Source organism: Pseudomonas bananamidigenes (assembly GCF_001679645.1).
GTDB lineage: Bacteria > Pseudomonadota > Gammaproteobacteria > Pseudomonadales > Pseudomonadaceae > Aquipseudomonas > Aquipseudomonas bananamidigenes.
Map to the genome: position 1 here is coordinate 1 of NZ_LRUN01000074.1, position 24,488 is coordinate 24,488.

The following is a 24,488-nucleotide window of genomic DNA, read 5'->3' on the forward strand; positions in this document are numbered from 1 at the left end:
TCGATCGAGAAGACCGAACCGCCAAAAGAGCCAAACATCACCGCTCTTTCAACTGCTTCCAGGCTTCGATGAACTGAAGCAACTCGCTATCGAAAACCGCTTAACTCATTGAATCTCAAGGAGTTTTCCGTTTCGACTGCGCCGGAAGTGGGGCGAATTATAGACTTCCAGAATCTGCCGTCAACACTTAATTTCATAATTCTGTCATATCGGTCAAAAAAGCCTGAAAACGCGAAGGCCGACCTAAAGGTCGGCCTTCCTGCCATCGCCCTGCTGCTTACAGGCTAGGGAATGCGAATTGCGAAGCTTCGTGACTCGCACGCTGTGGCCAGCGCTGGGTGATCGCCTTGCGACGAGTGTAGAAACGCACACCATCCGGGCCATAGGCGTGCAGGTCACCGAACAGCGAACGTTTCCAGCCGCCGAAGCTATGGTAAGCCACCGGCACCGGCAGCGGTACGTTGACACCGACCATGCCGACTTCGATCTCGTCGCAGAACAGACGCGCCGCTTCACCGTCACGAGTGAAGATGCAGGTACCGTTGCCGTATTCATGATCATTGATCAGTTGCATCGCCTCTTCCAGGCTGTTCACACGAACGACGCACAGCACCGGCCCGAAGATCTCTTCCTTATAGATGCGCATCTCGGGGGTGACGTTGTCGAACAGGCAGCCGCCCAGGAAGAAACCTTCCTCGTGACCGGCAACGCTCAGACCACGGCCATCGACCACCAGGGTCGCACCCGCCGCCACGCCATCTTCGACATAACCGCTGACCTTGTCGCGAGCCTGACCGGTAACCAGCGGCCCCATGTCCAGACCGCAAGAAGTGCCGGCACCGATTTTCAGCGCCTTGATCTGTGGAACCAGTTTGGCCACCAGTGCATCCGCTACCTGATCGCCTACGCATACGGCCACCGAGATTGCCATGCAGCGCTCGCCGCAGGAACCGTAAGCCGCGCCCATCAGCGCACTGACGGCGTTGTCCAGATCCGCATCCGGCATCAGCACCGCGTGGTTTTTCGCCCCGCCCAGCGCCTGCACGCGCTTGCCGCGTTTGGTGCCTTCGGCATAGATGTATTCGGCAATCGGCGTCGAACCCACAAAACTGAGCGCTTTGACTTCCGGCGCCTCGATCAGCGCGTCCACTGCAGTCTTGTCACCATGCACCACGCTCAGTACGCCTTTCGGCAGACCGGCTTCCAGCAGCAACTGGGCGATCAGAAGGGTCGAGCTCGGATCACGCTCGGACGGTTTGAGGATGAAGCAGTTACCGCAGACGATCGCCAGCGGGTACATCCACAGCGGCACCATGGCCGGGAAGTTGAACGGCGTAATGCCGGCCACCACGCCCAGCGGCTGGAAATCGGACCATGCATCGATGTTCGGGCCGACGTTCCGGCTGTACTCGCCCTTGAGGATTTCCGGCGCGGCACAAGCGAACTCGACGTTCTCGATACCACGCTTCAATTCACCCGCCGCGTCTTCCAGGGTCTTGCCGTGTTCTTCGCTGATCAGTTGCGCAATGCGTGCTTCGTTCTGCTCCAGCAGTTGCTTGAAGCGGAACATCACCTGAGCACGTTTGCCCGGTGGCGTGTTACGCCAGGCCGGAAACGCAGCTTTGGCGGCATCGATGGCTTTCTGGATGGTTTCCTGGCTGGCCAGTGGCAGCTTGTGGATCGCCTGGCCGGTGGACGGGTTGAACACATCGACTGCGCGGCCGTTCTCGGTCACCAGTTCGCCATTGATCAAATGCGGGATAACACTCATCGGAAAACTCCTGAATTCTTGTGCGCAGATGCCCCGCAAGGGGCACCTGCCATTTGCGTATCTATATAGAAGGAAAAATCAGTCGAGCTTGTTCAGCACTTCGCCGACCGCATCGAACAGACGATCAAGGTCTTGCGGCTTGCTGTTGAAGGTCGGGCCGAACTGCAGCGTGTCGCCACCGAAGCGCACATAGAACCCGGCTTTCCACAATGCCATGCCGGCCTCGAACGGACGCACGATGGCGTCGCCGTCACGGCCCGCGATCTGAATCGCACCGGCCAGGCCATAGTTGCGGATGTCGATGACGTTCTTCGCACCTTTCAGGCCATGCAGAGCATTTTCGAAATGCGGCGCGACTTCAGCCACGCTCTGTACCAGGTTTTCCTTTTGCAGCAGATCGAGTGCCGCCAGACCTGCGGCGCAAGCCACCGGGTGCGCCGAGTAGGTGTAGCCGTGCGGGAATTCCACAGCGTATTCCGGGGTCGGCTGGTTCATGAAAGTCTGATAGACCTCGGAGCTGGCAATCACCGCGCCCATCGGGATCGCGCCGTTGGTGACTTGCTTGGCGATGCACATGACATCAGGAGTCACACCGAAAGTGGTGGCACCAAACATGGTGCCGGTACGCCCGAAACCGGTGATGACTTCGTCGAACACCAGCAGGATATTGTGTTGGTCGCAGATTTCACGCAAACGCTTGAGGTAGCCCTGTGGCGGAACCAGTACCCCGGCGGAACCGGCCATAGGCTCGACGAACACCGCTGCGATGTTCGACGCATCGTGCAGTTCGATCAGCTTCAGCAGTTCATCGGCCAGGGCGATACCTCCCTGCTCCGGCATGCCACGGGAGAACGCATTGCTCGCCAGCAGGGTGTGCGGCAGGTGATCGACATCCATCATTGCCTGACCGAACAGTTTGCGGTTGCCGTTGACGCCACCGAGGCTGGTGCCGGCGATGTTCACGCCGTGATAACCACGGGCACGGCCGATCATCTTGGTCTTGGTTGGCTGGCCTTTCAGACGCCAGTAGGCACGGACCATCTTCACCGCAGTATCGGCGCACTCGGAGCCGGAATCAGTGAAGAACACGTGGTTCAGATTGCCCGGGGTCAGTTCGGTGATTTTTTCGGCCAGCTGGAACGACAGCGGATGACCGTACTGGAAGCCCGGCGAGTAATCGAGGGTGCCCAACTGTTTGGCCACGGCCTCCTGGATTTCCTTGCGGGTATGCCCGGCGCCGCAGGTCCACAGACCGGACAGCGAGTCGTACACCTTGCGGCCCTTGTCGTCGATCAGCCAGCTGCCTTCGGCACCGACGATCAGACGCGGGTCGCGCTGGAAGTTGCGGTTGGCGGTGTACGGCATCCAGTGCGCGTCCAGCTTCAGTTGGCTGGCCAGTGGCGACGACGCGTTTTCAGGCATGTTCATCGGGCAAAACCTCGCAGGGCAATAAGCTTCAGGGAGATAAGAGTCGTGGTTGCAGCTAAGTTGCCACGCCGATAAAGTCGGTGAAATCCAACTTTTCTAACCTTCAGTTAGAACCTTGCTAAACAATGAGAACAACAAGATGAGCAGCCGCCGCCCCGATCCATTGGCCCAGGTCAGTGACTTCGACATTCGCCTGCTGCGGATTTTTCGCAGCGTCGTGGAATGCGGAGGCTTTTCTGCGGCAGAAACCGTGCTCGGCATCGGCCGTTCGGCAATCAGCCAGCAGATGAGCGATCTGGAACAACGCCTCGGCCTGCGTCTTTGCCAGCGAGGGAGGGCCGGTTTTTCCCTGACCGAAGAGGGCCGCGAGGTCTATCAGTCGGCCCTGCAGTTGTTGAGCGCTCTGGAAAGTTTCCGCACCGAGGTCAACGGCCTGCACCAACACTTGCGCGGCGAGTTGATCATCGGCCTGACCGACAACCTCGTCACCCTGCCCCACATGCGCATCACCCATGCACTGGCGCAATTGAAGGAGCGCGGGCCGGACGTGCAGATCCAGATCCGCATGATCGCCCCCAACGAAGTCGAGCAAGGAGTGCTCGACGGCCGTCTGCACGTCGGCGTGGTGCCCCAGGCCAGTGCGCTGTCGGGACTGGAATATCAGCCGCTCTACAGTGAACGCTCACTGCTCTACTGCGCGGTCGGCCATCCGCTGTTTTATGTCGATGACAAGCAACTGGATGATGAACGCCTGAACAGTCAGGACGCCATCGCCCCGACTTTTCGTTTGCCGGCGGAGATCCAGGCCCACTATCAAGCGCTCAATTGCACTGCCAGCGCTTCCGACCGCGAAGGCATGGCATTTCTGATTCTGACCGGGCGTTACATCGGGTATCTGCCGGATCATTACGCCAGTTTCTGGGTGCAACAAGGTCGCCTGCGCGCACTCAAGGCCAATTCCCGCTTCTATGACTTGAGCCTGGCCTCGGTCACCCGCAAGGGCCGGCGCCCGCACCTGGTGCTGGAAAGTTTTCTCGAAAGCCTGGCCGCCACGCGCTGATGACCGGCGTTTTAGTGCCCGGGACTTGTCCCGGGACGACGGTTGCGCTATCAACGCAACTGGTTGCACCCCACAGACAAACCCGGAAGTGCCTATGACCTTTGAAGTCCCAGCCCACGGTGGAAAACCCGCCAGCCGCATTCGTCAGAAAAACGAAGAGACCATCATCAAAGCCGCCGAAGACGAGTTCGCCCGTCACGGGTTCAAAGGCACCAGCATGAACACCATCGCCACCAAGGCCGGGTTGCCCAAGGCGAATCTGCATTATTACTTCACCAACAAACTCGGGTTGTACGTGGCGGTGCTGAGCAACATCCTCGAGCTCTGGGACAGCACTTTCAATACCCTGACGGCCGAGGATGATCCCGCCGAAGCGCTGACACGGTACATCCGCGCCAAAATGGAGTTTTCCCGCCGGCAGCCACAAGCGTCCCGAATCTTTGCGATGGAAGTCATCAGCGGCGGTGAATGCCTGACCGAATATTTCAATCAGGACTACCGCGCATGGTTTCAGGGGCGCGCCGCGGTGTTCCAGGCCTGGATCGATGCGGGCAAGATGGATCCGGTGGATCCGGTACACCTGATCTTCCTGTTGTGGGGCAGTACTCAGCATTACGCCGACTTCGCCACGCAGATCTGCCGGGTGACCGGTCGCAGCAAATTGACCAGACAGGACATGGAAGACGCCGGCAACAACCTGGTCCGCATCATTCTCAAAGGCTGCGGCCTCACTCCTTCTCTATAAGACGTTTATGCCATTTACCCTCAGCGGCGTTTGCGAGTACCGCGAAGAGATTCGCAAAAGCCGTTTCATCACCTTCGCCGCCCCGATCGGCAGCCCCGCCGATGCGCAAGCCTTCATCGAGCAGTGCAGCGACTTGAACGCGTCGCACAATTGCTGGGCATGGAAACTCGGCGATCAATACCGCAGCAACGACGACGGGGAGCCTGGCGGGACCGCCGGGCGGCCGATTCTTGCGGCTATCGAGGCGCAGGACTGCGATCAGGTCGCGGTGCTGGTGATCCGCTGGTACGGCGGCATTCAACTGGGTACCGGAGGACTGGCCCGAGCCTATGGCGGCGGCGCGAACAAGTGCCTGCAAGCCGCGCCGAGAATCGAATTGATCAGCCGTGTGCCCCTGCGCTGTGCCTGCGCATTTGCCGAACTGGCGTTGGTGAAATTGCGGGTGGCGGATCTCGGCGGATTGGTGGTGGAGGAAAACTTCACGGCAAACGGGGTCGAGCTGCAGTTGGCGGTGGGCGAAGCGCAGATCCCGTTGCTGCAAAATCAGCTGGCCGATCTTAGTCGCGGGCGCATTCTGCTTCAACGCTGAGCACCTGCAATATTCTCGGGTACGACCCGATTCGCTTATTCCACAGAGTTGCCCACATCACCTGTGCATCCGACTGTGGATAACCTGAGCACACACCGCTGTAACCCTTCTGTCACGTGGCTTTGCGCGATTTGTACACTTTTCGCCCAACGCACATGAAAAAAGTTTAATTCCAAGTAAAAACAATCAGTTAGATCTGTTTATCGCCATTGGAAGATAGCACTGCTGCGCTTATGCCAAGGTTTTCTGATTGCACACAAATACTGTGGAGCAACCTGTGGATAACCCGTTCATGACTCGCGCCGTCGCAGGCTCCACTTAGCCCCGCCTGACTTGCTCGTTTTTTAACCAGAATTTCATGAACGAAATTGAAGTCCACACTGTCCCTGCTTCGAAGATTCAGGGAGCCACCACGCTGAAGCCTGGAGTATGCTCCAGGCTCAAACACTTTCGAGAGGTCCTTGATCCCATCATGTCACTGAGTCCTGCAAAGCACGCACTGATCATCGGCGCCTCCCGGGGCCTGGGCCTGGGGTTGGTGAAAACCCTGCTGGCCGACGGCTGGCAAGTCACCGCCACGGTTCGCAACCCCTCGAATGCCGAAGCGCTGAAAGCGCTGGGTAATGTACAGATCGAAAAGCTCGACATGGACGACCAGCAGGCCGTGATCGCCCTGAGCCAGCAACTCAAGGGCGAGACCTTCGACCTGCTGTTCGTCAACGCCGGGGTCAAAGGCCCTGAAGTCCAGACCCCGGGCGGCGCGACGCTGGCGGAGGTCGGCCAGCTGTTCTTCACCAACGCGGTGGCGCCGATCAATCTGGCCCAGCGTTTCGTCGGGCAGATCCGCGATGGCAGCGGCGTGCTGGCGTTCATGAGTTCGGTGCTGGGCAGCGTGACCATGCCCGACGCGCCGGAACTGGCGCTTTACAAGGCCAGTAAAGCGGCACTGAATTCGATGACCAACAGTTTCGTCACTCAGTTGGGCGAGCAGAAACTCACGGTGCTGTCACTGCACCCGGGCTGGGTGAAAACCGACATGGGTGGCGAAGGTGCCGACATTGATGTGGAGACCAGCACCCGTGGGCTGGTGGATCAGGTGGACGCATTTGCCGGCAAGGGCGGCCATCATTTCGTGAACTACAAGGGTGAAACCATTCCCTGGTAAACACTGAACCCTGTGGGGGCTCGCTTCCACAGGGTTGCCCGGCGCCCGATCAGGTTGGACTTGCCCGGCGCAATATTTTGTTTGAAACTCCGCACCTCGTCCTGAGCGGCGACCCTGGATCAGCAGACAGGGCAACACTGAGCTGGCAACCCTGAACCCAACTTTCAGAGGAGCCGGCCACAATGCCTGCGACCCGTATCTGGTTAAAAAATCCCCTCGCCATTTTCACCGCCAACAGTCTCGATGCCCGTGGCGGTCTGGTGCTGCAGGATGGTGTGATCACCGAAGTGCTCGGCGCCGGCCAACAACCTTCCTCGCCGTGCAATGAAGTGTTCGACGCCCGGGAACATGTAATTCTGCCGGGCCTGATCAACACCCATCACCACTTCTATCAAACCCTGACCCGCGCCTGGGCGCCGGTGGTCAATCAGCCTTTATTCCCGTGGCTGAAAACCCTGTACCCGGTGTGGGCACGCCTGACGCCTGAAAAACTCGCCCTCGCCACCAAAGTCGCGCTGGCCGAGTTGCTGCTGTCGGGTTGCACCACCGCCGCCGATCATCACTACCTGTTCCCGGATGGCCTGGAAAACGCCATCGACGTGCAAGTCGAAACCGTGCGCGAACTGGGCATGCGCGCCATGCTCACCCGTGGTTCGATGAGCCTCGGCGAGAAGGATGGCGGCCTGCCACCGCAACAGACCGTGCAGGAAGGTCAGGTGATACTCGACGACAGCCAGCGCCTGATTCACGAGTACCACGAGCGTGGCGAGGGTGCGCAAATCCAGATCGCCCTGGCGCCGTGCTCGCCGTTCTCCGTGACCCCGGAAATCATGTCCGCCAGCGCCGAGCTGGCGAACAAACTCGATGTGCGCTTGCACACTCATCTGGCCGAGACCCTCGACGAAGAAGATTTCTGTCTGCAACGCTTCGGCCTGCGTACCGTGGATTATCTGGACAGCGTCGGCTGGCTCGGCCCGCGCACTTGGCTGGCCCACGGCATCCACTTCAATCCTGACGAGATCGCCCGCCTCGGCGCGGCCGGTACCGGCATTTGCCATTGCCCGAGCTCGAACATGCGCCTGGCCTCCGGCATCTGCCCGAGTATCGAACTGACCGATGCCGGCGCGTTGTTCGGTATCGGTGTGGATGGCTCGGCATCCAACGATGCGTCGAACATGATCCTCGAAGCCCGCCAGGCGCTGTATATCCAGCGCCTGCGTTATGGCGCCGAGAAGATCACTCCCGAGCGCGTGCTGGGCTGGGCAACCAAGGGCTCGGCGAGCCTGCTGGGGCGCGCCGACATCGGCGAACTGGCGGTGGGCAAGCAGGCGGATCTGGCAATGTTCAAGCTCGATGAGCTGCGTTTCTCCGGCAGTCATGATCCGATTTCGGCGCTGTTGCTGTGCAGTGCGGACCGGGCGGATCGGGTGATGATCGGCGGGAAATGGCGAGTGGTCGACGGACAAGTCGAAGGACTGGACCTCAAAGGTCTGATTGCCGATCACAGCCAGGCGGCCCGGCAACTGATCGCCGGCACCTGATCGCCGGCACCTGATCACCCTGCGCTTGAATCTGTGGGAGCTGGTCTGCCAGCTCCCGCATTGGTTTGTGGCGGGCTCAAAGGCCGAGCAGCGACAACATGATGAACGTCGCAAACAGCACAAAGTGCGTCATGCCCTCGATGGCGTTGGTCTCCCCATCGTTGAGGTTGATTGCACTGACGATCAAGGTGATGAAGATCATCACCGTCTGCACCGGCGTCATTGCCATCTGAAACGGCTGACCGGTATAGAGCGCCATCGCCTCCATCACTGGTACGGTCAGGATCACCGTCGACAACGACGCGCCCATTGCTATGTTGACCACCGACTGCATGCGGTTGGCCAGGGCTGCGCGCAACGCGGTCAGGATCTCCGGCGCAGCTGAAATCGCGGCCACCAGTATGGCCGTGATCACCGGCGGTGCGCCCGTGCCTTCCAGACCCAGGTCGAGGGTCTTGGACATCACCTCGGCCAGTGCGCCGATCACCACCACACCGAACACCAGAATGCCGATCGACATCACCAGACTGACCGGTTTCGGCTCCTGCTCCACCGGTTCTTTCCTGCGGCGCTTGTCCGGGTAGCTGTAGCTGAAAAAATAACTGTGCGGACCGACCTGCATACGCAGGAACAACGCATAAAGCACCACCATCGCGCCGATGGTGAAGGCCGAATAGATTTTCCAGTCGGCTTCGGGAATGAACTCCGGCACCACCATCGAAACGCCCATGGCGGTGAGGATCATCACGCTGTAGCTGCGCGCCGAATCATCGTTATAAGACTGCTCGCCATGCTTGATGCCCCCCATCAGTGCGGCAAGGCCAAGGATACCATTGATGTCGAGCATCACCGCCGAGTAAATCGTGTCGCGCACCAGGGTGGCCGAGGCTTCATTGCTCATCATGATCGCCAGGATCACCACTTCCACCAGCACGGCGGCCAGGGTGAGGATCATCGTGCCGTACGGGTCGCCGACTTTCTCCGCGAGCAACTCGGCCTGGTGGGCAACACGCATCGAGGCGGCCACGATGAACGCGATCAGAATCAGCCCGGCAGTCAGGGCGATGGCCTGACCGCTGTGCAGTAACCAGTGCTCCAGCGGCCAGGCCACGAGGGTGGCGATCAGGGCCAGCAGCAGAAAGCGTTCTTGTTTGAGGAGGGTAAGCATGTCGGGCCTTCGCGTACCGGGGTCGAATGAGCTACTGACTGCGCAACGGTGCTGATGGTTCGTTACACCTTGGCGCCCTGCAATGGCGGCTTGACCGGCAGAATCGATCCAATCGGTTTACCGATAAGGCCCTAAACAAACTTCCCGGCATTTGCAGCCCCTCCAGCTCAGCTCTTTGCTTTGCCTTTTTTTCGATAAACAAAACAGGTTGGTCGGGTTTTGCCAATTGTTTCGGCGCGCATCTGTAGAATGCCGTCATTGCACCTGATGAGAAAAGAATATGTACGACTGGCTCAACGCCTTGCCCAAGGCCGAATTGCACCTGCATCTCGAAGGCTCGCTGGAGCCCGAGCTGCTGTTCGCCCTGGCCGAACGCAACAAGATCGCCCTGCCGTGGAGCGACGTTGAAACCCTGCGCAAGGCCTACGCCTTCAACAACCTGCAGGAATTTCTCGACCTGTATTACCAGGGCGCCGACGTGCTGCGCACTTCCCAGGATTTCTACGATCTGACCTGGGCCTATCTGCTGCGCTGCAAAGAACAGAATGTGATCCACACCGAACCGTTCTTCGATCCACAGACCCACACCGACCGGGGCATCCCGTTCGAAGTGGTGCTCAACGGCATCGCCGCTGCCCTGAAAGATGGTGAGCAGCAACTGGGCATCACCAGCGGTTTGATCCTGAGCTTCCTGCGTCACCTGAGCGAAGACGAAGCGCAGAAAACCCTCGACCAGGCACTGCCCTTCCGTGATGCATTCGTCGCGGTCGGTCTGGACAGCTCCGAGATGGGTCACCCGCCGAGCAAGTTTCAGCGCGTGTTCGACCGTGCGCGTCACGAAGGCTTTCTGACCGTCGCTCACGCTGGCGAAGAAGGCCCGCCGGAGTACATCTGGGAAGCGATTGACCTGCTGAAAATCCAGCGTATCGACCATGGTGTGCGCGCCATCGAAGACGAGCGCCTGATGCAGCGGATCATCGATGAACAGATACCGCTGACCGTGTGCCCGCTGTCGAACACCAAGCTCTGTGTATTCGATCACATGTCCCGGCACAACATTCTCGACATGCTCGAGCGTGGCGTGAAAGTCACGGTGAACTCCGATGATCCGGCGTATTTCGGTGGTTATGTCACCGAAAACTTTCATGCGCTGCACGAACATCTGGGCATGACCCAGGATCAGGCCAAGCGTCTGGCGCAGAACAGTCTGGATGCACGGTTGGTAAAACCGTAGGCAACCCTGCAAAACCAACCGTGGGAGCGAGTCCGCTCCCACAGTTGGTACAGGGTTCAGCCCATGCTTTCTGCTTCTGTCAGCTCTTCGAGCGTCCTGCCCCGGGTCTCCATCCCGAAGCGCCACACCACCCCTGCAGCAATCGCAAAACACAACGCTCCCAACGCAAACACCCCGCCCTGCCCGGTGACCGGGAATACCAGCCCGGTGATCAACGGCCCGAGCAGTGACCCCACGCGTCCGATGGCCGAGGCGAAACCCGAGCCCGTGGCCCGCGCCGACGTCGGGTAAAGTTCCGGCGTGTAGGTATAGAGAACCGCCCACATGCCGAACAGGAAAAACTGCATCAGCAGGCCCGAACCGATCAACAGCGCGACATTGCCGCCGAACACTGCACTCTGACCGTACAGAAACGCCATCACCGCGCCACCGAGCAAGGTGACGACGCATACCGGTTTGCGCCCCCAGCGCTCCACCAGCCACGCCGCCATCAGAAATCCGGGAATTCCGCCGAGAGAAATCAGCACCGTGTAATACACCGACTGGGTCACCGCGAACCCCGACTGTTGCAGCAACGCGCTGAGCCAGGAGGTCAGGCCGTAGAACCCGAGCAGTGCAAAGAACCACAGGCTCCAGATCATCATCGTGCGCTGGCGATACAAAGGCGACCAGATCTGCCCGAGGGCCGAAAGGAAGTTGCCCGGTGGCGTGATCACCCGAGGCAGACGAACCGGAGCCGGCAACACACCGCCGCCCAGGGATGCCCGTACCCGATCCTCGATCGCGCACAACACCTTGTCCGCCGCCTCATGCCTGCCGGCCTGCTCCAGCCAGCGAGGCGACTCGGGAATGAAAAAGCGGATCGCCAGCACAAACACCGCCGGCACCGCCAGCACCAGAAAGATGTCACGCCAGCCGATCAGCGGCAGCAGGAAATACGACAGTACCCCGGCAGCGACAAATCCCAGCGGCCAGAAGCCGTCCATCAAGGCAATGTACCGCCCGCGACGCTGGGCGGGGATCAGCTCCGACAGCATCGACTGGGCAATCGGAAACTCCATGCCCATGCCGACACCCAGCAAAATCCGGAACAGCGTCAGACTCTCGACCGTCTGCGCGGTGGAACACAGGTAACTGGCCAGCCCCCACAACACGATGCTCCACTGAAACACCGGTTTGCGGCCGAATCGATCGGCCAGCAGTCCGGAAAGCGATGCTCCCAGCACCATGCCGAAAAAACTCGAACTGGCGAGCAGCCCGGCTTCGGCGCTGCTCAGGCCGAATTCGGTTTTGATCGAGCCCAGCAGGAACGTCATCATCGCCAGATCCATGGAGTCGAAGAAGAACGCCAGGGCGATGATGATGAATATGATCCGGTGATAACCGCTCACCGGCAGGCGTTCCAGTCGATCCGCCGCGCTGAAGCTTCCCGTGTCCATGCCACCTCCTCTCTCCGGAATGTTCCTGGATCGAGTGTGCGCGATAGCCGATGAGCATTTGTGCCAGATGCGACCTGATCGCAGTCACAGGCGACGCCGGACATCAGGAAGAGCCCTAAAAAGCCATTTCCAGCTCGGTTTCCCGGGCAAACCGGTGAATCTCCCGCTGCCCCGCCGCTGTCAGTTGCAAGGCACGGGAGTCGTTGGGCAGCATCAACCAGCCGGACTGCATGAACAGTTGCAGCAACGCCGCGCCCAGCGAGCCGCCCATGTGCGGTCGACGCTCGCTCCAGTCCGGGCAAGCGCAGGCCACCTGAACATTGCGATGAGCCAGTGCCTGGATGAAGACCCCGCGACTGGCCAGTTGCGTCGCCCCCTTGTGGGTTATGATCACACGGTGCTCAAGCTGTTCGATCCAGCCGGCATCGAGCAGACGTTGATACAGATCGGCCGCCAGCGTACCGCCCAGATGATCATCACAAAATCGCGCACGCAGCAGGGAGGACGGAGCGGCCCGCGGCCTGGCCAGAGGTGTGGAGCGTTTGAACACATCGGGAATCTTCTGCGGGGTGCTGGCGATCGTGGCACTGGCCAGAGCCTCGATCGCGGCGCCGACTTCGGGAGCGGCGAGACGGAAGAAACGTTTGCGCCCGCGGATTTCGACCCTCAACAGACCTCCAGCGGACAAGCGCCCCAGGTGGGCGCTGGCCGACGACGGAGACAACCCCGCCAGCAGCGCCAGTTCCTCGGTCTGCCGGGCCGAGCCATCCATCAGCGCCCACATCATTGCGCTGCGTTTGGGATCGGCCAGCAGCGTGGCGATCTGGCTGATGCAAGGTGCATGTTCCATGTGTTCACTCCCTGTTGAATCGTATCGTCTACTGCCCGCAGACATCTTGACCAGTAATCAGTTATCGGCCAAACCGCGCAAAATGCCTTGAGCAAAAGACAAGGCAACACTCCGGTCACCGACACTCGCCGTCCTGGGCGCAGCCATCATCGCCACCGGTCAGTGATGATCTGATCGCGCCGGAACCCGCGCGCCGGTGCAGATTTCAGGCGGACGCTAGTATAAGCGGGTTGCTGGCGGCGTTCCGTGCCGGAGCGGGTACGGCTGGTGATTGTTCCTGACAGAAATTTCGCTATTTACCTGCGACTAATGATCAAGCTGCGGAAAAACGGGAAATCGGCTACTCAATTCGGCGCAACGACTGGCGAGCATCTCCCTCAACAGGTTCACCGGCTTACTCAATTGAGCGCGATGGGCGCACAGCAGATTCAGCGGAGCCCTTTCGCAAAGCAAACCCGGCAACAATACTTTCAGGCGCCCGGCAAGCACATCACCGGCTACATCCAGCCACGACTTGTAGGCGATGCCCGCCCCTGCGACCGCCCACAGACGCACCACGTCGGCATCATCGCTGAAGCGATCGCCACTGACGGTCAGACCGACTTCCCGCTTGCCATCGTGAAAACTCCACTGGTCGTGCACCCGGCTGCCCAGCATGTACAGCAGGCAATTGTGCTGCGCGAGCTGCTCCAGTTGTGTCGGCTCGCCGTGTTTCGCCAGATAGCCGGGAGAGGCGCAAAGCACCCGGCGGTTGTTCGCGGCAATCGGCAGTGCCACCAGACTGGAGTCTTCCGGTTCGCCGTAGCGCAGGGCGATATCCACAGGTTGGCGAAACAGGTCGGCGATACGATCACCCAACAGCAGGCGCACAGTCAGTTTCGGGTGTTCACGCTGAAATTCATCGAGCCACGGCAGCAGCAGGTTGCGACCGAAATCCGAGGGTGCCGACAGCTGCAAAATGCCGCTGACCTGATCCTGTCCACTGGCCAGCAGACGGCGGCCTTCATCGAGATTGCTCAATGCCGCCCGGGCGTACTCGAGGAAGCCTTCGCCCTCGGACGTCAGGCGCAGGCTACGAGTGGAGCGCGCCAGCAAGCGAGCGCCGAGCTGTTGCTCGATACGCTTGAGCGCGGCGCTGGCCACTGCGGCGGACATGTCCATCACCCGCGCCGCCGCCGAAAGGCTGCCCAGATCCGCGGCCCGGACAAACAACTGCAAGTCATCGAAACGCAGCATTTCAGCCTCGATTATCAAATAAACATTGAAAGAGACTGCTCTTTTAGCGGGTTTTATCTCGTGTAGAAATAGCCAATCATGCCTCCCATCGAATTCAGTCCGTTTCGGAGTCGACCATGTCCCAGCCCTTCACCGCCATCGCCACCCTGATCGCCAGACCCGGCCAGCAGGACGCTCTTGAACAACACCTGCGCGCTCTGATCGAGCCGACCCGCGCCGAGGCCGGTTGCGGCCAGTATGAGCTGCACCAGGATCTGGCCAATCCGCTGGCCTTCTACATGATTGAACAGTGGGCCAGTGACGAAGCCCTGCAGGCCCACGACGCCAGCGCGCATATCCAGCATTTCCGCAATCAGGCCGGGGCGTTCCTCGAACACTTCGAACTCAAGCGCCTGCGCGTCATCGCCTGAACCCTTCCTTACAAGCACTTTTCGGAGTCCTCCATGAAAGCCATCGCCTATTACGCGTCCCTGCCGATCAGCGACGAAAAAGCCCTGCAAGACATCGAACTGCCGGAGCCGATTGCCGGCCCGCGCGACCTGCTGGTGGAAGTCAAAGCGATTTCGGTCAATCCGGTCGACACCAAGGTTCGACAGAACGTCGCGCCGGAAGGCGGTGCCGCCAAAGTGCTGGGCTGGGATGTGGCCGGTGTGGTCAAGTCGGTCGGCAGTGAAGTGACACTGTTCAAGGCCGGCGACAAGGTGTTTTACGCTGGTTCCATCGCCCGAGCCGGCGGTAACAGCGAACTGCATGTGGTGGATGAACGGATCGTCGGCCACATGCCGAAAACCCTCGATTTTGCCGAAGCTGCCGCGCTGCCTCTGACCGCGATTACCGCTTGGGAACTGTTGTTCGAGCGCCTGCAGATTCGTGAAGGCAAAAGTGACGAAGGCCAGAGTCTGCTGATCGTCGGCGCAGCCGGTGGCGTAGGCTCGATCCTCACTCAACTGGCCAGTCAGCTGACCGGGCTCAAGGTGATTGGCACCGCCTCTCGCCCTGAGACTCGCAACTGGGTGACAGAGCTGGGCGCTGATCTTGTGATTGATCACAGCCAACCGTTGAGCGAAGAACTGAAACGCGCCGGCGTCGATCACGTGACCCACGTTGCCAGTCTGACCCAGACCGACCAGCACCTGGACCAACTGGTCGAAGCACTGGCACCGCAAGGCAAACTGGCGCTGATCGATGATCCGAAGTCGCTGGACGTGAGCAAACTCAAACGCAAAAGCCTGTCGCTGCACTGGGAGTTCATGTACACCCGCTCGCTGTTCGAGACGCCGGACATGATCGAGCAGCACAAACTGCTCAACCGCGTGGCGGAGCTGATCGACAGCGGCACCTTGAAAACCACTGTCGGCGAGCACTTCGGCACGATCAACGCGAGCAACCTGCGCCGCGCTCATGAATTGCTGGAAAGCGGCAAGGCCAAGGGGAAAATTGTTTTAGAAGGTTTCTAAAATCAACAAGACCGCCGCCCTCGTCGATACCCAAAGTATCTGGAACGGGGGCCGCGGTGTTTTTTTGCCGTCAGTCAGATGCTTGATCCTTGTCACAATTGCGATCGTATTCAGGACTACAATCGACAACTCTGCGGTGCAATCTTTTACGTACGGGAGGTCAGCAATGAAGATCCTGATAAAAGAAGTGGCAAAGTCCCAGTGGCAAGTTCGTCTTGACCAGCACGCCGTGACATTTCGCAGTGAAGCCGAAGCTCGCGCCTTCACCCGCACCCTCGAAGCGCGTCTGCACGCGCCCCATCAGATTCCCGACCCCGGCCAGCAGCGCGCTGTCGGCTGAGGCCTTTCGTTCTCAAGTTTCAGCCTGCGCCTTTGCCAGCGCCCGGGCATTCTGCATGCGCCGGGTAAGCATTGCTGCGCTCACGACCAACAAGCCGCACAGGCTGATGACCAGCGCCATCGGTACGGCTGTGCCGTCGTGCAATACCCCCACCAGCGCCGAGGCGCCGGCGGCGACGCTGAACTGCATGCAACCGAGCAACGCCGAAGCACTGCCGGCGCGGGCGCCCTGCCCGTTCATCGCACTCGCCGCCGCATTCGGGCTGATGCACCCAAGACTCGCCACGCAAATGAACAATGGAATCAGCAACGGCCACAGGGCCTCGGTATGCAGGGCGCTGACCGCAAGCAGCGTCAGCCCGGCACCGAAGTAGACCCAGACCGCCCGTGACAATAGAAAGGCCGGGCCGCGCTTGGCCAGCAGTCGCGCATTGACCTGCGCCACCAGAATGAAGCCCGCTGCGTTAGTGCCGAACAGCCAGCCAAAATGCTCGGCCGGCACGCCATACAACTTGATGAAAATGAACGGGGAGCCGGCGATGTAGGCAAACATCCCGGCGATGGCGATGCCGCCGGTCAGGGCATGCCCCATGTAGATCGGGTCCGTCAGCAGCCGGCCATACTGGCGCAGCGCTCCGGACAGGGGCTGGCGCGGCACATGGGCCGGCAGACTTTCCGGCAGACCGAGCGCTACCGCCAGACCGGCCAGGGCACTGAACCCGGTCAGTACCAGAAAAATCGACTGCCAGCCGGTGGTGTTGACCAGCAAGCCACCCAGCATCGGCGCAAGGATCGGTGCCAGCCCCATCACCAGCATCAACTGGGAGAAGACTTTCGCCGCCCCCACTGCGTCGCATTTGTCGGCGACCACCGCCCGGGAAATCACCATCCCTGCACATCCGCCCAGCGCCTGGACGAATCGCGCAGCGATCAGCCATTCCAGATTCGGCGCGTAGGCGCAGGCCATTGACGCCAGAGTGAACAGCGCAAGGCCCGTGAGCAATGGAATCCGTCGACCGAAACGATCCGCCACCGGCCCGTAGGCCAGTTGACCGATGGACAAGCCAAAGAAATAAGCCGACAGCGTCAGCTGGACGTGTTTCTCATCGGTACCGAACGCCAGCGCCATGGCGGGAAATGCGGGGAGATAGAAGTCGATCGCCAATGGACCGAAGGCGGTCAAGGCACCGAGAATCAGAATGGTACGAAAGTTCATCAGGCGTCCAGGTTTGGCAGGCAGTTGGGTGGACACTCGGGTAGAGCGTGCAGCCCGACAGTCTAGCCGCGCGTGGACGCCTTGAACAATCCGGTAGCTCGCTAACTATTAAACTGTTCAGGCGAGCTTGATGGCGTAACCTTCTTCGCTGATCGCCTCGATCACTTGCTCGGCGCTCAACGCACTTTCGACGCCGACTTCCTTCGCCGCCAGATCGACCCGCACGCTGGCCGCCGGATCCTTGCTCTGGACCGCTTGGGTGACGGCTTTGACGCAATGACCGCAGGACATGCCTTCAACAGTGAACACTTGCATGGAATGACTCCTTTGAGTGAGGTTGCCCGCAGTGTCGAGCTTGCCACGATGGCAAGGTCAAGTTCTGCAAACACCTGCCGGGCTGGCAATCGGCGCCGCGCTCGGCCAAGCTGCGTGCATTAATGACATCAATTCAGGAGATTCAGCCATGCGCTGGTCAGCTTTCAGCCTGTTTGGCCTACTCAGCCTCTTTACCTGCCTGCCACAGGCCAACGCGACCGGCGAGGACTACGCCGTACTGATCATCTCCCGCGAGCGCCTGGAGGTGCCGACCTCCTGCGAGATCGGCGTATACATTCAGGATCAGTTCGCGGCCCGCCTGCTACAAGAGCAGTCCACCTCGTTCAACCTGCCCCATGGCACGTTCTCCATCCGTCTGAAGCTCGAACCCGGCCAGATGCCGGGTTGCCAGGCGGGCATGCTGGCTCCGCCGGCGCAGGAAATCACGCTGAAGGCCGGAGATGTGCTGAAGTACCGGATCGCGTCGAACGCCAAAGGTTTGTACCTGCGACCGGCCGCGCTCGAATACTGAGCGAATGGAAATGGGGGGAGCATGTTTGCTCCCCCCATTTTTTGGCGCTTGACCTTGCCAGCATGGCAAGGTTGATCCTGTAGACATCCACTACAGGGAGTACAACCGATGTCCGATTCCATCACGTTCGATCTGCCCATCAGCGGCATGACCTGCGCCAGTTGCGCCGGCCGCGTCGAGCGCGCCTTGAGCAAAGTCAGCGGCGCCAGCGCCGTCAGCGTCAACCTCGCCACCGAGCAGGCTCGGGTGCAGGCTCCCGGCGACAGCCTGCCGGCCTTGATGGAAGCGGTTGAACGCGCCGGCTACAGCGTGCCGCGGCAAACCCTGGAGTTGAACATCGACGGCATGACCTGCGCTTCTTGTGTCGGTCGCGTCGAACGCGCCCTGCAAAAAGTGCCGGGGGTGAACAGCGTCAGCGTCAATCTGGCCAATGAACGTGCCCACCTCGAACTGCTCGGCGCAGTCGACCCGCAAACCCTGATCGCCGCCGTGAGCAAGGCCGGTTATTCGGCCAGCCTCTTCGAACATGAACAGCAGACCGACAATCATCAGCAACGCCTGAGCCATGAACGCCGGGCGCTGATCTGCGCCATCACCCTCGCCTTGCCGTTGGTGCTGCCGATGCTGCTGCAACCGTTCGGCATTCACTGGATGCTCCCGGCCTGGGCGCAGTTCGCCCTCGCCACGCCGGTGCAATTCATTTTCGGCGCACGGTTTTATGTGGCCGCGTGGAAAGCCGTGCGCGCCGGGGCCGGCAACATGGACTTGCTGGTGGCCCTGGGCACCAGCGCCGGTTATGGCCTCAGCCTCTACGAATGGGCCACTGCCATCGAGGGCATGCCGCATCTGTATTTCGAAGCCTCTGCGGTGGTCATCGCGCTGGTGCTGCTCGGCAAATACCTGGAAAGCCGCGCCAAGCGCCAGACTGCCAGTGCCATCCGCGCATTGGAAGCGCTGCGGCCGGAGCGGGCGATCCAAGTCATCGATGGCCGCGAACAGGATGTCGCCATCAACGCCCTGCGCCTCGGCGACCTTGTATTGGTCAAACCCGGTGAGCGTTTTCCTGTGGACGGGGAGGTGATGGAAGGTCAGAGCCACGCCGACGAAGCCTTGATCAGCGGTGAAAGCCTGCCGGTGCCCAAGCAACCGGGGGACAAGGTCACCGGCGGTGCGATCAACGGTGAAGGCCGCCTGTTGGTGCGCACCACCGCGCTAGGCGCGGAAAGCGTGCTGGCGCGGATCATCCGTCTGGTGGAAGACGCTCAGGCCGCCAAGGCACCGATTCAGAAACTGGTGGATAAAGTCAGTCAGGTGTTCGTGCCGACGGTTCTGCTGCTGGCCCTCGCCACGCTGATCGGCTGGTGGCTGTACGGCGCACCGCTGGAAACCGCATTGATCAACGCCGTTGCAGTGCTGGTGATCGCTTGCCCCTGCGCACTCGGCCTGGCGACACCGACCGCGATCATGGCCGGTACCGGCGTCGCCGCTCGCCACGGGATTTTGATCAAGGACGCCGAGGCACTGGAACGTGCCCATGAAGTCGGCGCCGTGGTGTTCGACAAGACCGGCACCCTGACCTCCGGCACCCCGCGCATTGCGCATTTCAGTGCGATCGACGGTGACGAAGATGCCCTGCTGACAGCGGCCGGCGCGCTGCAACGCGGCAGTGAACACCCGCTGGCCAAAGCGGTGCTGGATGCCTGTGCCGAACGCAATCTGAGGGTGCCAGATGTCAGCGACAGCCAGTCCCTGACCGGTCGCGGCATCGCCGGTGATCTCGACGGTCGGCGCCTGGCGCTGGGCAATCGTCGACTGCTGGAAGAAACCGGTCTGGACGCCGGCACGTTGGCGGAGTCCGCCAAGGCCTGGGAAACCGAAGGCCGCACATTGTCCTGGCTGATCGAGCAGAGCCCCGAACCCCGGGTGCTTGGTCTGTTCGCCTTCGGCGACACCCTCAAGCCTGGCGCGCTGCATGCGGTGCAACAATTGGCTGCGCGAGATATCCACAGCCACCTGTTGACCGGCGACAACCGCGGCAGTGCTCGTGTGGTTGCACAGGCGCTGGGCATCGAAAACGTCCACGCCGAAGTGCTGCCGGCGGACAAGGCCGCCACCGTCGCCGAGCTGAAAAAGACCGACGTCGTGGCCATGGTCGGCGACGGCATCAACGACGCCCCCGCGCTGGCCGCTGCCGATATCGGCATCGCCATGGGCGGCGGCACCGACGTGGCCATGCACGCCGCCGGCATCACCCTGATGCGCGGCGATCCGCGCCTGGTGCCGGCCGCGCTGGAGATCAGCCGCAAGACCTACGCGAAGATCCGCCAGAATCTGTTCTGGGCCTTCATCTACAACCTGATCGGCATTCCGCTGGCGGCATTCGGCTTGCTCAATCCGGTGCTGGCCGGCGCGGCGATGGCGCTGTCGAGCGTCAGCGTGGTGAGCAATGCGCTACTGTTGAAAACCTGGAAACCCGAGGACCCGGAGGACAACCGATGAACATCGGCCAAGCGGCCCGCCACAGCGGCCTGAGTGCGAAGATGATCCGTTATTACGAGTCGATCGGTCTGCTCAAGGCCGCCCATCGCACCGACAGTGGCTATCGCATCTACGGCGACGATGACCTGCACACCCTGGCCTTCATCAAACGCTCGCGGGATCTGGGCTTTTCGCTGGAGGAAGTCGGCAAACTGCTGACTCTCTGGCAGGATCGCCAGCGCGCCAGCGCCGATGTGAAGGCCCTGGCCCGCCAGCACATCGACGAACTGAATCAGAAGATTCGCGAGCTCGGCGAGCTGCGTGACACCCTGCAGGATCTGGTGGAACACTGCAACGGCGACCATCGCCCGGACTGCCCGATCCTCAAGGAACTGGCGTCGGGCTGTTGCGCGCAACCCGCCCGCGCCTGAACGGCGAGTAAAAAACCCGGCCGGAGCCGGGTTTCTTTTTCAGACGGTCATTGCATCCATGGGGGTGGAGGCGGTTCGTCGGACTTGCCCTTGGGCTCGTCGTCCGCCGCACGCAGGGCTTGCTTGCGCTCCTCATCCAGACGCGCCGCTTCGATTTCACGCAGCACTCCGCGCACATCGGCCAGTTCCTCGGGATCCTTGAACTCACCGGTCAGCACGCTGCCCGGGTGCAGGGTGCCGGCTTCGTACAGCGCCCACATTTCCTTGGCGTAGCGGGTTTTCTTCAGCTCCGGGGCGAAGCGGCCGAAGTACGAGGCCATGTTGCCGACGTCCCGTTCCAGCATGCTGAAAGCGTGATTGTTGCCTGCCGCGTCCACCGCCTGTGGCAGGTCGATGATGACCGGGCCGGTCGGCGCCAGCAGCACGTTGAACTCAGAGAGGTCACCGTGCACCAGACCGGCACACAACATCAGCACGATCTGCGAAATCAGGAACGCGTGATATTCGCGGGCCTGATCCGGCTCCAGCACCACATCGTTCAGACGCGGCGCGGCATCACCGTACTCGTCGGCCACCAGTTCCATCAGCAGCACGCCTTCAAGGAAGTCGTACGGCTTGGGCACTCGCACCCCGGCATTGGCCAGGCGGAACAGCGCCGCGACTTCGGCATTCTGCCAGGCGTCTTCGGCCTCCTTGCGTCCGAACTTCGAGCCCTTGGCCATCGCCCGGGCCTGGCGGCTGTTGCGCACCTTGCGGCCTTCCTGATACTCGGACGCCTGACGGAAACTGCGTTTGTTCGCCTCCTTATAGACTTTTGCGCAACGTAACTGATTGCCGCAGCGCACCACATAAACAGCTGCTTCTTTGCCACTCATGAGTGGACGCAGCACTTCGTCGACCAGACCGTCCTCGATCAGGGGTTCAATGCGTTTTGGAGTCTTCATCAGCTTTTATTGTGGGTCCTTTATTACCAAACACGCGAATGTCAGTCGTTATACGGCAATCCTCGCACCCCGTGGAAGGGTGCCGACCTGGGAATCGGTGGATGCACACACTGTGCCGGATCAAACAGGCCCGTCCGTTGCCCTTTATCGACCGTTTCGAATCATAGCCGAGCCTGTCGATCCTGTTGGCGCGAGGACTTGAGGGCATTTGCGACAGAATCTGACATTCATCGCCACGCACTTCGCATGAATTTTCTCTTCAAGTCTCAATTTTCATCGCCAGCAGCCGAATTCCTCAGAGACAGAGAGATTTGTCCGACAATCGTTCAAAGAAATCGATGTCGCACTCGGCCAACGAGTGAGCCACAACGTTTTTCGGCTGCCAATAAACCGCGAGTCATCTGCACTGCGTGGGACTACAAGAAAATCTGGAGCGCGGATGAACATCAAACAGAAGTTGACCTGGGCGTTTGCAATCATCGCCTGCTTGCCGGTGGTGCTGGTCGCCACCCTGGTGGTAATGAACCTGCGCAGCGATGCCCGGGAAGGATTTGTCGACAGCAGCGGGCGTGAAATCCGCCAGGTCAGCAACGCCATGCAGTTGTTCTTTGACGGCATCAGCCAGAACGTCGACTACCTGGCGGCGCAACCGCTGGTCAAGAGTGCTGATGCCAGCGTCAGAAGCCGCATGAGCGCCAACGCCGACGACACCCATGACGGCGAAATCGACAAGCAATTGTTCACCCTGTTCGAAAGCCTGGCCAAATCCCACCCCGCGTACTCTTATGTCTCCTATGGCCTGAGCAGCGGTGGTTACGCGTTCTGGCCGGGCGACCCGAAAATGTCCAATTACGATCCGCGCACGCGCCCATGGTACAAGACCGCCATGGCCAACCCGGGCAAGACCCTGCGCACCGAAGCCTATTACTGGGCCGGTGACGATGCGGTACTGGTCAGCACCGTGCGCGCGGTGGCCAACCAGTTGGGCGCCCAGGGCGGCGTGGTCAACATCGACGTCTCGCTCAAACAGCTCACCGAAATCGTCAAGCAGATCAAACTGGGTGAAACCGGCTATCTGATGCTGATGGAAAACACCGGCACGGTGCTGGTCGATCCGAAGCAACCGGAGCATAACTTCAAGAAGCTCGACAGCCTCGGCGACGGTTACGCGCAACTGGCCAAGGCCGGCAAAGGCCTGGTGGAGGTCGAGCTCAACGGCGAACGCTACATGGCCAACGTCTGGCCGTCGGAGCAACTGGGCTGGACCTTCATCGGCCTGATCAAACAGAACGAAGTGATGAGTTCCGCCACTCAACTGACCTGGCTGATCGCGATCATCGCGGCGGTGCTGGCAGCATTTTTCGCGGTCGTCGGCGCCAGTTTCGCCAGCCTGATCGTGCGGCCGATCCGCAGCGTGGCCAGCGGTCTGGAAGGTATCGCCCAGGGCGAAGGCGACCTGACCAAAAATCTCGATATCCGCGGCAGCGACGAAACCGCGCAACTGGCGAGCTGGTTCAACCAGTTCCTGATGGCGATCCGCAGCCTGATCCAGCACATCGGCGGTGCGGCCGGGAAAATCCTCGCCACGTCGCAGAGTTCGACCCGGGTCTCCGGCGACATGGCCGAAGCCGCCGGTCGCCAGCGCGAAGCCGTGGACATGGTGTCGACCGCGTTCCACGAAATGGTCGCGACCGCCAACGAAGTCGCCCGCTCATGCAGCCAGGCGGCGGAGTCGGCCGACAGTGGTCAGCGCCAGGCCCGCGAAGGTCAGCAACAGATCGATGCGGCGGTGCACAGCGTCGATAAACTGAGCCAGGAGCTGGAACAGTCGGCGCAATCGATGCAGCAACTGGAACGCGACAGCAACGACATCCAGTCGATCCTCGGCACCATCCGTTCCATCGCCGAACAGACCAACCTGCTGGCGCTCAACGCGGCCATCGAGGCGGCGCGGGCCGGTGAGCAAGGGCGTGGTTTTGCGGTGGTGGCCGATGAGGTTCGCGCACTGGCCAAACGCACGGCGGATTCGACGGCGGAAATCGACGGCCTGCTGGGCAACCTCGCCAAACGCACCAGCGCCGTGACCCAGCAGATGCGCGCCAGTCTCGATGTGTCGCAGCAGTCGGTGGCGCGCATCGGTGAAGCGCGGCAAAGCTTCGGCCAGATCCGTGAGTCGGTGGATGTGATCCGCGACATGAACACCCAGATCGCGACCGCTGCCGAAGAGCAGCATCAGGTGGCCGAAGACATCAATCGGCACATCAGCCAGATTCATGGCGATGCGCAACTGGTGGCGGAACTGGCGAATTCGGCGCGGCTGGATTCGCAGAGTCTGGCGGGGTTGTCGAATGAACTGGATGGGTTGGTGCGCAGGTTTCGCACCTGAGTCAAAGTCAAAAGCTCCCTCACCCCAGCCCTCTCCCGGGGGGAGAGGGAGCCGAATGGGGATGCTTTAAAGATGCATCGACTTGATCCTGCTTTACCGAATCCATAATCGACTCGGTTTTTCAGGTCGCTGTATAGCGAAACACAACTCGGTCAGTCCCCTCT

At 60.8% G+C, this 24,488-nt stretch carries 22 protein-coding genes and 1 pseudogene; 14 read left to right on the top strand and 9 right to left on the bottom strand.

Going from position 1 to position 24,488, the window contains the following annotated elements:
• Positions 1-277: 277 nt before the first annotated feature.
• The gene (locus tag BBF94_RS22955; protein WP_065261248.1) at positions 278-1,771 is read right to left on the bottom strand and encodes a CoA-acylating methylmalonate-semialdehyde dehydrogenase; all 1,494 of its coding nucleotides are present in this window, start codon (positions 1,769-1,771) and stop codon (positions 278-280) included.
• A gap of 78 nt (positions 1,772-1,849) precedes the next feature.
• Positions 1,850-3,199: an aspartate aminotransferase family protein gene (locus BBF94_RS22960; RefSeq protein WP_065261249.1), complete on the bottom strand. Its 1,350-nt coding sequence runs from the start codon at positions 3,197-3,199 to the stop codon at positions 1,850-1,852.
• A gap of 139 nt (positions 3,200-3,338) precedes the next feature.
• Here BBF94_RS22960 and BBF94_RS22965 point away from each other — a divergent pair, with 139 nt between their 5' ends.
• From BBF94_RS22965 to BBF94_RS22985, 5 genes are all read left to right on the top strand, one after another.
• On the top strand, positions 3,339-4,259 hold the full coding sequence (locus tag BBF94_RS22965) for a LysR family transcriptional regulator (RefSeq protein WP_065261250.1): 921 nt from the start codon (positions 3,339-3,341) through the stop codon (positions 4,257-4,259).
• Positions 4,260-4,353: 94 nt separating this feature from the next.
• Positions 4,354-5,004: a TetR/AcrR family transcriptional regulator gene (locus tag BBF94_RS22970; protein WP_065261251.1), complete on the top strand. Its 651-nt coding sequence runs from the start codon at positions 4,354-4,356 to the stop codon at positions 5,002-5,004.
• A gap of 7 nt (positions 5,005-5,011) precedes the next feature.
• On the top strand, positions 5,012-5,593 hold the full coding sequence (locus BBF94_RS22975) for an IMPACT family protein (protein WP_065261252.1): 582 nt from the start codon (positions 5,012-5,014) through the stop codon (positions 5,591-5,593).
• 478 nt (positions 5,594-6,071) lie between these two features.
• On the top strand, positions 6,072-6,758 hold the full coding sequence (locus BBF94_RS22980; protein WP_065261267.1) for an SDR family oxidoreductase: 687 nt from the start codon (positions 6,072-6,074) through the stop codon (positions 6,756-6,758).
• 182 nt (positions 6,759-6,940) lie between these two features.
• A complete protein-coding gene (locus BBF94_RS22985; RefSeq protein ID WP_065261253.1) occupies positions 6,941-8,299 on the top strand; it encodes an 8-oxoguanine deaminase in 1,359 nt (452 codons plus the stop codon).
• Between the two features lie 76 nt (positions 8,300-8,375).
• Here the strand turns inward: BBF94_RS22985 and BBF94_RS22990 are convergent, their stop codons facing one another.
• Entirely contained in the window at positions 8,376-9,467 is a 1,092-nt protein-coding gene (locus BBF94_RS22990) for a calcium:proton antiporter (RefSeq protein WP_065261254.1), read from the bottom strand.
• Between the two features lie 280 nt (positions 9,468-9,747).
• On the opposite strand from BBF94_RS22990, the gene BBF94_RS22995 reads away from it, so the two are divergent.
• Entirely contained in the window at positions 9,748-10,701 is a 954-nt protein-coding gene (locus BBF94_RS22995) for an adenosine deaminase (RefSeq protein ID WP_065261255.1), read from the top strand.
• A gap of 56 nt (positions 10,702-10,757) precedes the next feature.
• Here the strand turns inward: BBF94_RS22995 and BBF94_RS23000 are convergent, their stop codons facing one another.
• The 3 genes from BBF94_RS23000 to BBF94_RS23010 all read right to left on the bottom strand — a co-directional run bounded on the left by BBF94_RS23000 (position 10,758) and on the right by BBF94_RS23010 (position 14,226).
• On the bottom strand, positions 10,758-12,140 hold the full coding sequence (locus tag BBF94_RS23000; RefSeq protein ID WP_065261256.1) for an MFS transporter: 1,383 nt from the start codon (positions 12,138-12,140) through the stop codon (positions 10,758-10,760).
• 115 nt (positions 12,141-12,255) lie between these two features.
• Positions 12,256-12,990 (bottom strand): ArsR/SmtB family transcription factor, encoded by a 735-nt coding sequence (locus tag BBF94_RS23005; RefSeq protein WP_065261257.1) that lies wholly within the window; start codon positions 12,988-12,990, stop codon positions 12,256-12,258.
• A gap of 306 nt (positions 12,991-13,296) precedes the next feature.
• Positions 13,297-14,226: a LysR family transcriptional regulator gene (locus BBF94_RS23010; protein ID WP_065261258.1), complete on the bottom strand. Its 930-nt coding sequence runs from the start codon at positions 14,224-14,226 to the stop codon at positions 13,297-13,299.
• Positions 14,227-14,342: 116 nt separating this feature from the next.
• Here BBF94_RS23010 and BBF94_RS23015 point away from each other — a divergent pair, with 116 nt between their 5' ends.
• The 3 genes from BBF94_RS23015 (at position 14,343) to BBF94_RS28045 (ending at position 16,023) form a co-directional block, all read left to right on the top strand.
• Complete coding sequence (locus BBF94_RS23015) at positions 14,343-14,636, top strand: putative quinol monooxygenase (RefSeq protein WP_065261259.1); 294 nt, start codon at positions 14,343-14,345, stop codon at positions 14,634-14,636.
• 33 nt (positions 14,637-14,669) lie between these two features.
• Positions 14,670-15,683, top strand: coding sequence for a zinc-binding alcohol dehydrogenase family protein (locus BBF94_RS23020; RefSeq protein WP_065261260.1), 1,014 nt, complete (start codon positions 14,670-14,672; stop codon positions 15,681-15,683).
• Between the two features lie 166 nt (positions 15,684-15,849).
• The gene (locus BBF94_RS28045) at positions 15,850-16,023 is read left to right on the top strand and encodes a hypothetical protein (RefSeq protein ID WP_169428718.1); all 174 of its coding nucleotides are present in this window, start codon (positions 15,850-15,852) and stop codon (positions 16,021-16,023) included.
• 12 nt (positions 16,024-16,035) lie between these two features.
• Here BBF94_RS28045 and BBF94_RS23025 read toward each other — a convergent pair whose 3' ends face one another.
• Positions 16,036-17,238, bottom strand: coding sequence for a multidrug effflux MFS transporter (locus BBF94_RS23025; RefSeq protein ID WP_065261261.1), 1,203 nt, complete (start codon positions 17,236-17,238; stop codon positions 16,036-16,038).
• A gap of 117 nt (positions 17,239-17,355) precedes the next feature.
• Positions 17,356-17,553, bottom strand: coding sequence for a heavy-metal-associated domain-containing protein (locus BBF94_RS23030; RefSeq protein ID WP_007958490.1), 198 nt, complete (start codon positions 17,551-17,553; stop codon positions 17,356-17,358).
• Between the two features lie 148 nt (positions 17,554-17,701).
• Between BBF94_RS23030 and BBF94_RS23035 the strand changes: the two genes are divergently transcribed.
• The 3 genes from BBF94_RS23035 (at position 17,702) to cueR (ending at position 20,994) form a co-directional block, all read left to right on the top strand.
• Complete coding sequence (locus tag BBF94_RS23035; RefSeq protein ID WP_065261262.1) at positions 17,702-18,085, top strand: hypothetical protein; 384 nt, start codon at positions 17,702-17,704, stop codon at positions 18,083-18,085.
• Positions 18,086-18,193: 108 nt separating this feature from the next.
• Positions 18,194-20,584, top strand: a complete 2,391-nt coding sequence (locus tag BBF94_RS23040) for a heavy metal translocating P-type ATPase (protein WP_065261263.1) — start codon at positions 18,194-18,196, stop codon at positions 20,582-20,584.
• On the top strand, positions 20,581-20,994 hold the full coding sequence (gene cueR / locus BBF94_RS23045) for a Cu(I)-responsive transcriptional regulator (protein ID WP_065261264.1): 414 nt from the start codon (positions 20,581-20,583) through the stop codon (positions 20,992-20,994). Before BBF94_RS23040 ends, cueR begins: the two co-directional genes overlap by 4 nt.
• A 47-nt stretch (positions 20,995-21,041) precedes the next feature.
• Here the strand turns inward: cueR and BBF94_RS23050 are convergent, their stop codons facing one another.
• Entirely contained in the window at positions 21,042-21,938 is an 897-nt protein-coding gene (locus BBF94_RS23050) for a PA4780 family RIO1-like protein kinase (protein WP_065261265.1), read from the bottom strand.
• A gap of 595 nt (positions 21,939-22,533) precedes the next feature.
• On the opposite strand from BBF94_RS23050, the pseudogene BBF94_RS28495 reads away from it, so the two are divergent.
• Positions 22,534-23,466, top strand: a pseudogene (locus BBF94_RS28495) (HAMP domain-containing protein); the annotation flags it as partial.
• Positions 23,467-23,595: 129 nt separating this feature from the next.
• The gene (locus BBF94_RS28500) at positions 23,596-24,324 is read left to right on the top strand and encodes a methyl-accepting chemotaxis protein (RefSeq protein ID WP_404820988.1); all 729 of its coding nucleotides are present in this window, start codon (positions 23,596-23,598) and stop codon (positions 24,322-24,324) included.
• Positions 24,325-24,488 lie beyond the last annotated feature (164 nt).